Origin of the sequence: Erythrobacter sp. HL-111 (genome assembly GCF_900105095.1) — a bacterium.
Classification (GTDB): Bacteria; Pseudomonadota; Alphaproteobacteria; order Sphingomonadales; family Sphingomonadaceae; genus Erythrobacter.
In genome coordinates this window covers 1,381,004-1,393,735 of sequence record NZ_LT629743.1, presented here as the reverse complement: position 1 = coordinate 1,393,735, position 12,732 = coordinate 1,381,004, and the positions used below count along the sequence as shown (strand labels likewise).

Genomic DNA, 12,732 nt, shown 5'->3' with positions numbered 1-12,732 from the left:
GATGCTGTGGTTGAAATTCCTTCACATCGCGGGCGTTTCGGTGTGGGTGGCGGGCCTTCTCTACCTTGCCGCCCTGCTGGCCGGCCACAGCACGGTGCAGGACCAGCAGGACTTTGCGAGAATCCGCATGGCCAGCCGCTTCGCCTACATGGGTCTCGTCTCGCCCGCCGCCTTCGCGGCGGTGGCGGCGGGAAGCGGGCTGTTGTTCCTGTCCGATGCGCTCCATCCTTGGATGTTCGCGAAGCTGGGCGCGGTCGTGGTCCTCGTCATGGTCCAAGTCCAGTATGCCTATGTCCTCGTCCATCTCGCGGACGAAGGCGCGCGCGAGCCGACCTTGCGGATCGCGATCATGGTCGCGGCGATCGTCGTGGCCGCGCTGGCGATCCTCTTCCTCGTGCTCGCCAAGCCCGCGCTGGGCGACGAAATCCTGCCCGCCTGGCTCAGCGAGCCCGGATTTCTGACACGTTCGGAAGATCCGGTTTCGGCTCCCGCTCGGTCTCGTCTTCCTCATCGAGGATGATGCCGACGCCGTGCTCGAACACCAGCCTGCCGCCCTGCCATCCGGCGATGCCGACCATCACGAGCCCGCCCGCCGAAAGAACGAGGCCCCACGGCAGGATCGCCGCCTCGGGATCGGCGAGGCGCCAGCCCCAGTTCGCCCCGATGATCGCGAGCAGCGTCATCGCCGCGACCGCGTGGCTCCAGCTGGCCGGATTGCGCCTGATGCCCGGCCCGGCGAGCAATTCCACGGTGCCCGCGACCGCCGAAAGCAGGCCCATGCCGAACCCCCACCCGCTGGTCCACAGGCCGACCCGCGCGAAGAAGGGATCGGCCAGCAGCCACCAGAAGATGTCCGCTCCGAGAGTCGCGACGATGAGCGCGATCGGGAAGGTGACGAGGATCGCATGAACCGGGTGCCCGGCAAGCGCGATGCGGGAGGAGACACCGAGATCACTGGCTTCGTCGAGCCTGGCCATGCCCGAACAACGCGCCGGGTGCCCCGGAGTTGCGCGCGAACGGCACGGCTCGCGGCGGCGAGTGCGCCGCTCGCCGCAATCGCGGGTTGCGCGGGCGATTACTCGGCGCTCGACCCGGCCGGTCCCGCCGCCGAACGGGTGGAGGCGCTGTGGCAGGCCATGCTGTGGGGCGCGGCGGCGATTCTGGCCGGAGTGATGGGGGCGGTGCTTTTCGCCTTCGCGGCGGCCGGGCGGGAGCATCGCTTCTCCGACCGGAAAGTGCTGGCCGGATGGGGGATCCTGTTCCCCGCCGTCGTGCTCGGCGCGCTGATGGGCGTTTCCTTTCTCGGCGGCGAAAGCCTGCTCGCGCGCGCCGGGGACAAGGACGATGCCATCCGCGTTCGCGCCGAGCGGTGGGGCTGGAGCTTCGTCTACCCCGGAGGCGAACGGACCGAAGACGTGCTGCACGTGCCCGCGGGGCGGGAGTTCACCGTCGAGGTATCGAGCGCGGATGTGATCCATTCCTTCTGGGTGCCGCGCCTGGGGGGAAAGATCGATGCCGTTCCGGGCAAGACCAATGACCTCACCCTGATGGCGGATCGGCCGGGCATCCATCGCGGCCAGTGCTCCGAATATTGCGGGATCGGCCACGCGCACATGAACTTCGAAGTGCACGCCCATGCGCCCGCCGATTACCCGGCCGCGCTCGCGGCTGCCGACGAGCAGGCCATTGCCGACCCGCCGCCGGTGCTCGACCGGCGCGCGCCGCCGGCGGGCGACACGATCCGCCGCTGGACCGATATTGTCCTGGACCTGTTCGGCATCACATGAACGAAGGATCGCAGCACGGGCGCGCGCTCGACCTTCATTACGAACTGACGGCGATCTATTCGCCTCCGAAGGGGCGCTGGGGCTTTCTCGCTGCGACCAACCACACCATTGTCGGCAGGCGCTTCATGCTTACCGCGATCGCGTTCTTCCTTCTGGGCGGCGTGTTCGCCATGCTGATCCGCGCCCAGCTTGCGGGGGCCGACACCGCCTTTCTGGAGGCAGGCGATTACGCGCAGGTCTTCACCATGCACGGCACGGTGATGATGTTCCTGTTCGCGATCCCGCTGATCGAGGGCTTCGCGCTCTATATGCTGCCGAAACTCCTCGGCGCCCGCGACCTCGCGTTTCCGCGCCTGAGCGCATTCGGTTACTGGTGCTATCTTGCAGGCGGGCTGATCCTGATCTTCGCCCTGATCGCGGGCGCGGCACCCGACAGCGGCTGGTTCATGTACACCCCGCTTTCCTCCAGGCCCTATTCGCCCGGCATCAATTCCGACATCTGGCTGGTCGGCGTGACGGTCGTCGAGGTGTCGGCCGTGTGCGCGGCGGTCGAAATCATGGTGACGGTGCTGAAGGTCCGCGCCCCGGGCATGTCGCTGCACCGGATGCCGCTGCTTGCGTGGTACCTGCTGGTCACGGCGGCGATGATGCTGGCGGGCTTTCCGCCGCTGATCCTGGGCTCGATCATGCTCGAACTGGAGCGCGCCTTTTCGCTGCCCTTCTTCGATCCCACGCGGGGCGGCGATCCGCTGCTGTGGCAGCACCTGTTCTGGCTTTTCGGTCATCCCGAGGTCTACATCATCTTCCTGCCCGCGGCCGGGGTGGTCTCAACCATCCTGCCGGTTTTCTGCCGGCGTCCGATCGTGGGGCACGACTGGATCATAGGAGCGCTGATCGCGCAGGCATTCCTGAGCTTCGGGCTGTGGGTCCACCACATGTTCACCACCGGCATCCCGCATCTCAGCCTCGCATTCTTTTCCGCCGCCAGTCTGCTGGTGGTCATCCCGACCGCGATCCAGATCTTCGCGTGGCTGGCGACCCTGCTGAAGGGGCGGCCGGAGCCAACGCTGCCGATGATCTGGATCCTGGGCTTCTTCTTCGTCTTCGTGACCGGCGGGCTGACCGGCGTGATGGTGGCGATCGTCCCGTTCGACTGGCAGGTGCACGACACGCATTTCGTGGTCGCCCATCTCCACTACGTGCTGGTGGGCGGCTTCGTCTTCCCGGTGGTCGCCGGCCTGTATTACTGGACGTCGCAATTCACCGGGCGCCGGTCCGACCGGGGGCTGGGCAGGCTCGCGTTCTGGACGGTCTTCGCCGGGTTCAACCTCACCTTCTTCGTGATGCACTGGACCGGGCTGCTCGGCATGCCGCGACGGGTCTACACCTATGCGGAGGGGCTGGGATGGGAACTCCCGAACCTCGTTTCCTCGATCGGCAGTTTCATCCTTGCCTTCGGCTTCGCGCTCATCGCGATCGACATGCTGGTGCAGTGGCGCTTCGCTCCGCACGTGGCGAGCAATCCGTGGCGCGCCGGATCGCTCGAATGGGCGATGGCCAGCCCTGTTCCGGCCTACAACTTTGCCAGCCTCCCCGAGGTATCCGCGCGCGACCCGCTTTTGGCGGATGAAGGTCTCGCTGCCCGGCTCGCCGCCGGGAAGGGCTATCTCGCCGGGGCGAGCGCGCCCGGCCGCCGCGAGACGATCGGCGTCACGGTGCTTGGCGGCAGGGCCGAACAGCTGATCGTGCTGCCGGACCCGAGCTTCGTTCCGCTCATCGCCGCGCTTCTGCTGGTCGGCTTCGCCCTCAGCTTCCTGGCCGGCTTCTACCGGGGCGCGGCGCTGCTTGCGGCGGCGTTCGTCGGGGCCTGCCTGCGCTGGCTGTGGCAGACCGGCCTGCGCGGGGATCCGGATCCGGTCGATATCGGTCATGGCCAGAGCGTGCCGCTCCACCCGGCCGTGCGCGGCGGGCCGGGCTGGTGGGGGCTGGTCTTCACCCTCGTGTTCGACGCGACGCTGATCGCCTCGCTGCTGTTCGGATACGTCTTCCTGCTCACGATCGCGCCGAACTGGCCGCCGCCCGCCTTCGTCGATCCGGACCCCACGGTCGCCGCCGCCTCGCTCGCCGGGCTCGGTGCCCTGTGGCTGGGAGCGGATCGGGCCGAACGGGCCAACCGCCACGGCGGGACGGGCGACCCGGCGGCGTGGCTGGTGCTGTGCGGCGGCGGGGGTATCGCCTCGGGCGCGAGCCTGCTGCTCGTCCCCCTCCTGCTCGCGCCGCCCGCGGCCGAGCACGCCTATGGCGCTGCGGTGCTGATGCTGTCCGCGACCGCGATCCTGCATTCCACGCTCGCGGCGATCGGCGCCGTGTTCGTCCTCGCCCGTCTTCGCGCCGGATATGTCTCGGCGACAAGGGCCGGCGACCTCGTCACCCTTCGCCTGTTCTGCCGCTTCGCCGCCGGTGCGGGCGCGGTGATCCTGCTGGCGATCTACCTCCTGCCGCTGGCGGTGCGCGCGTGAGGCGTGGCTCGGTCGTCGATGCGGCCGCGCTGCTGGGCGGCTTCGTGCTCTGGTCGATCGCCTTTGCCGCGTTCTACGGGGCGCACGGCCTGCTCTGCAGCATGGACCTTGCTGGCGGGTTCGAGCGCCGCCTTGTCCTCGTCGCGCTGTTCGTGGCGGCCATGCTCGCCCATGTCGGATTTGCCTGGTGGGTGGCGGCAAGAGGCCGCACCCGGCCGGGCGCTGCCGCCGGCCTCGACCGGATTGCGCTGGCGCTTGCGCTTGCGGCTCTCGCGGCGACGCTGTGGTCCGGCCTGCCGGTCATTGTCCTCAAGTCCTGCTGAGGCGGCTTCCGGGGACACCCGAACCCCGTCCCCTTCACTACGAGTTCGGCTTCCGGCCCGCTCACCTTCGCTTCGCCTCGTCGACCGGCTCCGCGGTCACCGGATAGCCTATGCCCTCGGGAATGGTGACCATCGGCACGCCGCCGCGGATTTCCACCTGCGGCGTGATGCGGTGGACCGGGTGGGCCTCGCCGTGGGCGCGGGCCTCGGCAAAGGAGGCGAACAGGGCGAGGCGTTCGAGGTTGCGACGGGTGGGGAAGATAAGCTTGATCTCGCCGCGCGCCTCCCCTTCGAGCGCGCCCGCGGCCGTGGTCCAGAACAGGTGCGTGTTCTCGGCGTGATCGATCGACACGTCGACCGCCCCGGTGCCGAGATCGGCGAGGTAGAAGCGCGTGTCGTAGGCGCGCGGCACGTCCTCGTTCTTGGGGAACCAGCGCGCGAAGGGTGCGATGGCGGAAAGGTCGAGCGTCCAGCCGAACGCATCGAGGACGGGGGCAAGCGCGCCCTCGCGCAGCAGCATGGCGCGCGCCTCGGCGGCGCTCTGCGCGGTGATGTCGCCCGCGAGGCCGAGCGCGAGGCCGGTTTCCTCGAGCGTCTCGCGCACGGCGGCGATCTGGTGCGCCGCCTCGTCCGGGGCGAGCGCGCCGCCGGTTTCGCGGCTGACCGCCTCGCCGAGCGCGAAGTCCGCCGGGTCGACCCGTCCGCCCGGGAACACCGCCATGCCGCCCGCGAAGGTCAGGTTGCGCGAACGGACGGTCATCAGGAGTTCGGGAGGGCCGCCCGCGGGGCCGTTGCGGAAGATGATGATGGTGGCGGCAGGGATGGCTTCGCGGCGGCCTTCGGACGGAGGGGTGTCGGTCATGCCGAGCGTGATGGACGCAGGCCGACGCTTTGCCAAGAGGGCCGCTGAGGGCGATGCAGCGGGAAGCGGGCCGGGGTGTCGGGAGAGTTTACAGAACGGCGCATGGTTAACCGGGGGAAACCACGCAAATGCCCGTAATCATGGGGAAACACGATTCTGGCACGCTGCCTGCATAAGATAAGGCAGCCCGAGTGGTCTTCGAAGAGGCGAAACCTTCCTGGTCTCCGGTTTCGCCTCCCCGTACAAGGAAACCGCCCCGCCGTGCTTTGCGGGGCGGTTTTTTTGCGCGGGGCGGTTTTTTGCGCGGGCCGTCGTGTTTGATCCCCGGACATTCGCGCAAGCGGCCATGCGCGTCAGGCCGGGCGAAGGCCAGGCGCCCGCGCGCGGCGATCCTGCCGCAAGGCGGTATCGGCAAGGAATGGCGAGCGCCCGGCCGGGCACTCAGATCAGGACGCCTTGGCGACCCCGTGCTGATCGAGCATCTGCTGGAGTTCGCCCGCCTCGAACATCTCCTTCATGATGTCCGAACCGCCGACGAATTCGCCCTTGACGTAAAGCTGGGGGATGGTCGGCCAGTCCGAATAGGCCTTGATCCCCTGGCGGATCTCCATGTCCTGCAGCACGTCGACGCTTTCATAGGCGACGCCGCAATGGTCGAGGATGTTCACCGCGAGGTTCGAAAAACCGCATTGCGGGAAAAGCGGGGTGCCCTTCATGAACAGGACGACGTCATTGTCGCCGACGATGGAGGAAATGCGCGAATTGATGTCAGCCATGGCGTGGAGCTGTCCCTCGATTGGCAGTGGTTGGTCGATACGTCCCGATCGGTCAGTTGGGAACGACGGTCGTCACTTGCAAGGCGTGCAGTTCGCCGCCCATCTTCTCGCCGAACGCGGCATAGACCATCTTGTGCTGCTGCACCCGGCTCTTGCCGGCGAATTGCGGCGCGGTGACGCGCGCGGCCCAGTGGTTGTCGTCCCCCGCGAGGTCGGTCAGTTCGACCTCGGCTCCGGGCAGCTCGCGTTCGATCGCGGCCTTGATGTCATCGCCTCGCATCGGCATGGGAAACGCCCTCCTTTTGCTGGCCGGTCCCGTTACCGGCCGATCCTGTTGCTGGCCGGTCCTGTTACTGGCCGACGACCTGGCGCCGCGCCTCGATCGACATTTCCTCGAGCTTGGCGCGGATTTCGGCCTCGGTGACGTTCGCGTCGGCGGCGGTTAGGTCGCCCAGCAGCTTGCGGATCACGTCCTCGTCGCCCGCTTCCTCGAAATCGGCCTGCACGACGGCCTTCTTGTAGGCGTCGGTTTCCTCCTCGGTCAGGTTCATGAGGCCCGCCGCCCATTCGCCGAGCAGGCGGTTGCGCCGCGCGGCGACCTTGAAGGCGGTTTCCTGGTCGAGCGCGAACTTGGCTTCCTCGCCGCGCTGCCGGTCCTTGAAATCGGTCATTATGGGTCCCTTACGGTAAAGCTTGCGGGCCAGAGATAAGCCCCGCGCCCGCGCCCGACAAGCGTGCAATCGGGTGTTTCGGGGGCGCGCGTTACATGGTGACGACGAGCTTGCCCACCGCCTCGCGGTTTTCGAGCCTGGCGATCGCGTCGCCCGCGCGTTCGAGCGGGAAGGTCTCGGACACCAGCGGGTCGATCTTGCCCGCCTTCAGCAGCGCGAACAATTCCTCGACCTGCTCGCGGAACCTGACCGGCTCGCGCGCGGTGAAGGCGCCCCAGAACACGCCGCAGATGTCGCAGCTCTTGAGCAGGGTGAGATTGAGCGGCATCTTCGCGATCCCCGCCGGGAAGCCGACCACGAGGAAGCGGCCCTCCCAGGCGATGGCGCGCAGGGCGGGTTCCGAATATTGCCCGCCGACGATGTCGTAGACGATGTTCGCGCCGTCCGGCCCGCAGGCTTCCTTGAACTTCGCCGCGAGCTCCTTCGAGGCAGCCTTGTCCATCTCTTCCTTCGGATAGATCACCACCGCGTCGGCGCCCGCCTTCCTGGCGACTTCGCCCTTTTCCTCGGAGGAGACGGCGGCGACCACCCGCGCGCCGAAGGCCTTGGCAAGCTCGACCGCCGACAGGCCCACGCCCCCCGCCGCGCCGAGGATCAGCACCGTGTCGCCTTCCTTGATGTGTCCGCGATCCTTGAGGCCGTGGATCGTCGTGCCGTAGGTCATCAGGAGGCTCGCCGCCTTTTCGGGCGCGACGCCGTCGGGGACGGGGAACATCCGGCCCGCCGGGACCACGACCTTTTCCGCAAGGCCGCCATTGCCGATGCCCGCCATGACCATGTCGCCGACCGCGTAGCCCTCGACCCCTTCGCCGACCGCTTCGATCGTGCCGGCGATCTCGCCGCCGGGCGCATAGGGGCGTTCGGGCTTGAACTGGTAAAGGTCGCGGATCATCAGCGTGTCGGGATAATTGATCGCGCAGGCCTTTACCGCGACCAGCACTTCGCCCTTGCCCGGGGTGGGCGCGTCGACCTCGTCGAGCGTGAGCGTCTCGGGACCGCCCACTTCGTGGGTGCGGATGGCTTTCATCGGGTCTCTCCCCCTTGTTTTCGCGTCAGGTGTCGGTGCCGCGCGCGAGCCAGCCGAAGCTTTCGGCGCGCGCGCTTTCGTAGGCGGCGATGGCATTGCTCGATTCGAGCGTCAATGCCACCTCGTCGAGCCCGCCCATCAGGCAGCGCTTGCGGAACGGGTCGATCTCGAAGGCGAAGCGGTCTTGGAAGGGCGTGGTCACCATCTGGCTTTCGAGATCGACGTGGATGCTTTCGCCCGTGCGCGCGACCTCCATCAGCCGGTCGACCGCCTCCTGCGACAGCACCACCGGCAGGATCCCGTTCTTGACGGCATTGCCGGAAAAGATGTCGGAATAGCTCGGCGCGATCACCACCCGGATGCCCATGTCGAGCAGGGCCCAGGCGGCGTGTTCGCGGCTCGACCCGCAGCCGAAATTGTCGCCCGCGATGAGGATCGGCGCGCCTGCATAGGCGGGATCGTCGAAGATGTTGCCGGGTTCGGCCCGGATCGCCTCGAACGCCCCTTCGCCAAGGCCCTCGCGGGTGATCGTCTTGAGCCACCTGGCCGGGATGATCACGTCGGTGTCGACGTTCTTCGCGCCGAAGGGGATCGCGCGGCCTTCGATGCGGACAAGTTTCTCCATGGCGTTCCTCGCGCTTTCGGGGCCCTCGCTGACGGAGGGGCGGGGACTCAGTCGGTCTCGGGCTTTTCGCCGGAAGGCACGGTGTCCTTCATGCCCGAGGCGGTGGGCTCGCCGCCCGACCGTTTCGCAAAGCGCCGCCCGGCATAGAGCAGCGCCGCCGCGATGGCGGCCGAACCGATCGCTGCCGCGCCGAGCGCTGCCGCTCCCGGACCGGACTTCTTCGAGTCCTTGTCGTTGTTCGGTGTCTTGGTCATGCGCGTTTCATGCTCCCGGCACGGCCCGCTGGCAAGAGTGTTGCGGCGGGCGGGCGGCGGGTTTGCGATCAGGCATAATCGCGCACGTCGGCGAGCCGTCCGGCGACCGCCGCCGCGGCCGCCATGGCGGGGGAGAGCAGGTGCGTGCGTGCGCCCGGACCCTGCCGCCCGACGAAATTGCGGTTGCTGGTCGAAGCGCAGCGTTCGCCCGCGGGAACCTTGTCGGGGTTCATGCCGAGGCAGGCCGAACAGCCCGGTTCGCGCCATTCGAAGCCGGCTGCGGTGAAGATGCGGTCGAGCCCCTCTTCCTCGGCCTGTTTCTTGACGAGGCCCGAGCCCGGCACGACGATCGCCCAGCGCACGGTGTCGGCCTTGCGCCGCCCTTCGAGCACCTTGGCCGCGGCGCGCAGGTCCTCGATCCGGCTGTTGGTGCAGCTGCCGATGAAGACGTTCTCGATGGCGACCTCGGTCAGCGGCGTGCCCGGTTCGAGCCCCATGTAATCGAGGCTGCGCCGTGCCGCCTCGCGCTTCGACGCATCGGCGAAGCTGTCGGGCGAGGGAACCCTGCCGGTGATCGGCAGCACGTCCTCGGGACTGGTGCCCCAGGTGACCGAAGGGGCGATGTCGGCCGCGTCGATTTCGACCGACTTGTCGAACATCGCGCCCTCGTCGGTCTTCAGCGTGCGCCAGAAGGCGAGCGCCGCGTCCCAGTCCGCGCCCTTCGGAGCCATGGGGCGGCCTTCGAGATAGGCGAACACGGTGTCGTCCGGCGCGATCAGCCCGGCGCGCGCACCCGCCTCGATGCTCATGTTGCACACGGTCAGGCGCTGTTCGACGCTCATCGCCTCGAACACGCTGCCGCGGTATTCGATCACGTGGCCCGTTCCGCCCGCCGCGCCGATCCGGCCGATGATGTGGAGCACCACGTCCTTTGCCGTCACGCCGGGCGCGAGTTCGCCCTCGACGCGGACCTCCATCGATTTCGAACGCTTCAATTGCAGCGTCTGCGTCGCGAGCACGTGCTCGACCTCGCTGGTTCCGATCCCGAAGGCGAGGGCGCCGAGGCCCCCGTGGCTCGAGGTGTGCGAATCCCCGCACACGATGGTCGCGCCCGGCAGGGAAAAGCCCTGTTCCGGCCCGACGACATGGACGATGCCCTGTTCCGCGTCCGCATCGCCGATATAGCGGATGCCGAATTCCGGCGCGTTGCGTTCGAGCGCCTCGAGCTGCGCCGCGCTCTGGGGATCGGCGATGGGGATGCGCCCGCCCGCCGCATCGCGCCGCGCGGTGGTCGGCAGGTTGTGGTCCGGCACGGCCAGGGTCAGTTCGGGCCGGCGCACCGCGCGCCCCGCCATTCGCAGCGCCTCGAAGGCCTGCGGGCTCGTCACCTCGTGGACGAGATGGCGGTCGATGTAGAGGATGTCGGTCCCGTCCTCGCGGCTTTCGACGAGATGCGCGTCCCAGATCTTGTCGTAGAGCGTGCGCGGCCCGGTGGCGGTGTCATCCATTGCTCGATTTCCTGCTTGCGGTTGGCAGCGATTAGCGAGGAAGCGGCGGGGCGTGCAAGATCGCGGTTGGCCCCGGGGCATTTTGTCATGGAAACGAAATCCGGGATCGGTTAATTCACAGGCATGTCAGCAAGGCCTCATTCCCATCCGATCACGGTCGAGCCCGCGGATATCGACTTCATGGGGCACGTCAACAACGCGCGCTATCTCAATTGGGTGCAGGACGCGGTGCTCGCGCACTGGAACAAGCTCGCCCCGGCGGAAGATATCGCCAGCAAGGCGTGGGTCGCGCTCAAGCACGAGATCACCTACCGCAAGCCCGCCTTTCTCGACGACCGCGTGATCGCCAAGACCGTGCTCGAACGCTACAACGGCGCGCGGGCCTTCTATCACACCGTGATTCATCGCGGCGAGGACGTGCTGGCCGAAGTCAAGTCGAGCTGGTGCTGCATCGATGCGAAGACGCTGCGCCCGGCGCGGATCGGCGACCACCTGCACGAACTCTTCTTCCCCGACGGCGACCGGTCCCAGGACCAGCGCGAAGCGGGCTGATCTGCGCCGCAAGGCACCGCACCCCCGCCCATGTCCACGCGCAATACCCTTTTGCGAGGATGCAATTGCGCTTCGGCGAGCGCGGGTTTACATCATCCCGATGATGCTTTCCTGCGTAGTTCAGGCGTGACGACGCGCAGTTTCACCCTTCCCGGACGCATTTGGCAGGGGGTCATCGGCCTCGCCTTCGGCGCGATGATCGCGGGCGGATGGCTCGCGATTCACGCCTACGGGATGTATGTCTTTGAGCTGACTTGGGAAACCTGGCCGGTCGCGCTGGCGCTGGCGGCGCTGCAATGCTGGCTTTCGGTCGGGGTCTTCATCGTCTGCCACGACGCGATGCACGGCAGCCTCGTTCCCGGACAGCCGCGCGTCAACGCGGCGATCGGCACGGTGCTGCTGTTCCTCTATGCCGGATTCGCCTGGAGAAAGCTGCGCGACGCCCATTTCACCCATCACAAGCTGTCGGGGCGCGCGGGCGATCCCGATTTCGACGAGCGCAATCCGTCCGACTTCTTCAAGTGGTACGCGACCTTCTTCAAGCGCTATTTCGGCTGGCAGAGCCTCGTCTTCGTGCACACCGTGGTCGGGATCTACTGGCTGGTGCTCGACATTCCCTTCCTCCAGATCTTCGTGCTCTACGGCGCGCCTGCGCTGCTATCCTCGCTCCAGCTGTTCTATTTCGGCACCTACCGCCCGCATTACCACGCTGAAAACAAACCCTTCGCCGATCGTCACAACACCCGCAGCGACCAGTTCGGGACGCTCGCATCGCTGGCCACCTGTTTCCACTTCGGCTATCATCTCGAACACCATCGCAGGCCCGACGTGCCGTGGTGGGCCCTGCCGGGCGCGCGCCGGGCGGGCGTGGGAAAAGGAGCGCATTCATGACCTGGCTCGAAGCGGGCCTCACCGTCCTTGCCGCACTGATCGGCATGGAGCTTTTCGCGTGGTACGCGCACAAGTACATCATGCACGGCTGGGGCTGGGCGTGGCACCGCGACCATCATGAACCGCACACCAATGTCCTTGAAAAGAACGACCTGTTCGCGGTCGTCTTCGGCACGATCAACGCCGCGATGTACATCTACGGCGCGCTCTACTGGGATGCGCTGTGGTGGTTCGCGGTCGGCATCACGCTCTACGGCCTCATCTACACGCTGGTCCACGACGGGCTCGTCCACCAGCGCTATTTCAAGTGGGTGCCCAAGAAGGGCTATGCCAAGCGGCTGGTGCAGGCGCACAAGCTCCATCACGCGACGGTCGGCAAGGACGGCGGGGTGAGCTTCGGCTTCGTCTTCGCGCGCGACCCGCAGGTGCTCAAGGCCGAACTCAAGCGGCAGAAGGAAGCGGGCATCGCGGTGGTCCGTGAAAGCCGGGCGCCCGATCGCGGGGCGGCCTGAAGCCTCTTCGCCACGCGCTATTCGTTGCGCGTGGCGATCCAGCCGCCGATCAGCACCAGCGCCCCGACCGAAAACCACACCCACGGAAAGCCGAGCGTCGCCCAGGTGAAGGCAATGCCCGCGACCAGGGTGGCGATCGCGGCGACCTTGGCGCGGCGGGCGATCGCGCGCCGCTCGCGCCAGTCCATGATCTGCGGTCCCCATGTGGGATGGTCGAGGATGCGCCGTTCCCACGCGGGGTTGCTGCGCGCGAAGCAGAAGGCGGCCAGCAGCAGGAACGGCACCGTCGGCAGCAGCGGCAGCACCGCGCCCGCCGCGCCGAGGCCGGCCGAAAGCAGGCCCGCCGCAAGGTAGAGCGGGCGCAT

17 protein-coding genes are annotated in these 12,732 nt (G+C 67.7%); 7 read left to right on the top strand and 10 right to left on the bottom strand.

The annotated features are described in order from the left end of the window. Position 1: 1 nt before the first annotated feature. The gene (locus tag BLU08_RS06675) at positions 2-520 is read left to right on the top strand and encodes a CopD family protein (RefSeq protein WP_090197138.1); all 519 of its coding nucleotides are present in this window, start codon (positions 2-4) and stop codon (positions 518-520) included. On the opposite strand, the gene BLU08_RS06670 is transcribed toward BLU08_RS06675, so the two are convergent. Further along, the gene (locus BLU08_RS06670) at positions 441-977 is read right to left on the bottom strand and encodes a DUF2231 domain-containing protein (RefSeq protein WP_090201111.1); all 537 of its coding nucleotides are present in this window, start codon (positions 975-977) and stop codon (positions 441-443) included. The two genes, BLU08_RS06675 and BLU08_RS06670, sit on opposite strands and share 80 nt — an antisense overlap. Here BLU08_RS06670 and BLU08_RS06665 point away from each other — a divergent pair. Genes BLU08_RS06665 through BLU08_RS06655 form a run of 3 tightly spaced genes read left to right on the top strand, consistent with a single transcriptional unit; the run spans position 906 to position 4,629 of the window. Continuing rightward, positions 906-1,787, top strand: a complete 882-nt coding sequence (locus BLU08_RS06665; protein WP_090197134.1) for a cytochrome c oxidase subunit II — start codon at positions 906-908, stop codon at positions 1,785-1,787. The genes BLU08_RS06670 and BLU08_RS06665 overlap by 72 nt on opposite strands. Continuing rightward, positions 1,784-4,306, top strand: coding sequence for a cytochrome c oxidase subunit I (gene ctaD, locus BLU08_RS06660; protein WP_090197131.1), 2,523 nt, complete (start codon positions 1,784-1,786; stop codon positions 4,304-4,306). Before BLU08_RS06665 ends, ctaD begins: the two co-directional genes overlap by 4 nt. Further along, complete coding sequence (locus tag BLU08_RS06655) at positions 4,303-4,629, top strand: hypothetical protein (protein ID WP_090197126.1); 327 nt, start codon at positions 4,303-4,305, stop codon at positions 4,627-4,629. Before ctaD ends, BLU08_RS06655 begins: the two co-directional genes overlap by 4 nt. A gap of 61 nt (positions 4,630-4,690) precedes the next feature. Here the strand turns inward: BLU08_RS06655 and BLU08_RS06650 are convergent, their stop codons facing one another. The 8 genes from BLU08_RS06650 to leuC form a co-directional block, all read right to left on the bottom strand. Then, positions 4,691-5,491, bottom strand: coding sequence for an NUDIX domain-containing protein (locus BLU08_RS06650; protein ID WP_090197122.1), 801 nt, complete (start codon positions 5,489-5,491; stop codon positions 4,691-4,693). Positions 5,492-5,937: 446 nt separating this feature from the next. Next, positions 5,938-6,267, bottom strand: a complete 330-nt coding sequence (grxD, locus tag BLU08_RS06645) for a Grx4 family monothiol glutaredoxin (RefSeq protein WP_090197111.1) — start codon at positions 6,265-6,267, stop codon at positions 5,938-5,940. A gap of 52 nt (positions 6,268-6,319) precedes the next feature. Then, positions 6,320-6,553, bottom strand: coding sequence for a BolA/IbaG family iron-sulfur metabolism protein (locus BLU08_RS06640; protein WP_090197108.1), 234 nt, complete (start codon positions 6,551-6,553; stop codon positions 6,320-6,322). Between the two features lie 64 nt (positions 6,554-6,617). After that, on the bottom strand, positions 6,618-6,938 hold the full coding sequence (locus tag BLU08_RS06635; protein ID WP_090197105.1) for a DUF1476 domain-containing protein: 321 nt from the start codon (positions 6,936-6,938) through the stop codon (positions 6,618-6,620). 91 nt (positions 6,939-7,029) lie between these two features. Beyond that, complete coding sequence (locus tag BLU08_RS06630; protein ID WP_090197102.1) at positions 7,030-8,025, bottom strand: NADPH:quinone oxidoreductase family protein; 996 nt, start codon at positions 8,023-8,025, stop codon at positions 7,030-7,032. A 25-nt stretch (positions 8,026-8,050) separates the two neighbouring features. Next, positions 8,051-8,650: a 3-isopropylmalate dehydratase small subunit gene (gene leuD, locus BLU08_RS06625; protein ID WP_090197098.1), complete on the bottom strand. Its 600-nt coding sequence runs from the start codon at positions 8,648-8,650 to the stop codon at positions 8,051-8,053. A 47-nt stretch (positions 8,651-8,697) separates the two neighbouring features. Continuing rightward, the gene (locus BLU08_RS15490; protein WP_090197093.1) at positions 8,698-8,904 is read right to left on the bottom strand and encodes a hypothetical protein; all 207 of its coding nucleotides are present in this window, start codon (positions 8,902-8,904) and stop codon (positions 8,698-8,700) included. Between the two features lie 68 nt (positions 8,905-8,972). Continuing rightward, positions 8,973-10,412 (bottom strand): 3-isopropylmalate dehydratase large subunit, encoded by a 1,440-nt coding sequence (leuC, locus tag BLU08_RS06615; RefSeq protein ID WP_090197089.1) that lies wholly within the window; start codon positions 10,410-10,412, stop codon positions 8,973-8,975. 123 nt (positions 10,413-10,535) lie between these two features. Here leuC and BLU08_RS06610 point away from each other — a divergent pair, with 123 nt between their 5' ends. From BLU08_RS06610 to BLU08_RS06600, 3 genes are all read left to right on the top strand, one after another. Further along, the gene (locus BLU08_RS06610; protein ID WP_090197086.1) at positions 10,536-10,964 is read left to right on the top strand and encodes a thioesterase family protein; all 429 of its coding nucleotides are present in this window, start codon (positions 10,536-10,538) and stop codon (positions 10,962-10,964) included. 126 nt (positions 10,965-11,090) lie between these two features. Next, positions 11,091-11,855: a fatty acid desaturase gene (locus BLU08_RS06605; RefSeq protein WP_233996120.1), complete on the top strand. Its 765-nt coding sequence runs from the start codon at positions 11,091-11,093 to the stop codon at positions 11,853-11,855. Beyond that, positions 11,852-12,367 carry a sterol desaturase family protein gene (locus BLU08_RS06600; RefSeq protein ID WP_090197077.1) on the top strand — a complete coding sequence of 172 codons (516 nt, stop codon included), beginning with the start codon at positions 11,852-11,854 and terminating at the stop codon, positions 12,365-12,367. The genes BLU08_RS06605 and BLU08_RS06600 overlap by 4 nt, the downstream gene beginning before the upstream one ends. Positions 12,368-12,384: 17 nt before the next feature. Here the strand turns inward: BLU08_RS06600 and BLU08_RS06595 are convergent, their stop codons facing one another. Then, positions 12,385-12,732 (bottom strand): YbaN family protein, encoded by a 348-nt coding sequence (locus BLU08_RS06595; protein ID WP_090197073.1) that lies wholly within the window; start codon positions 12,730-12,732, stop codon positions 12,385-12,387.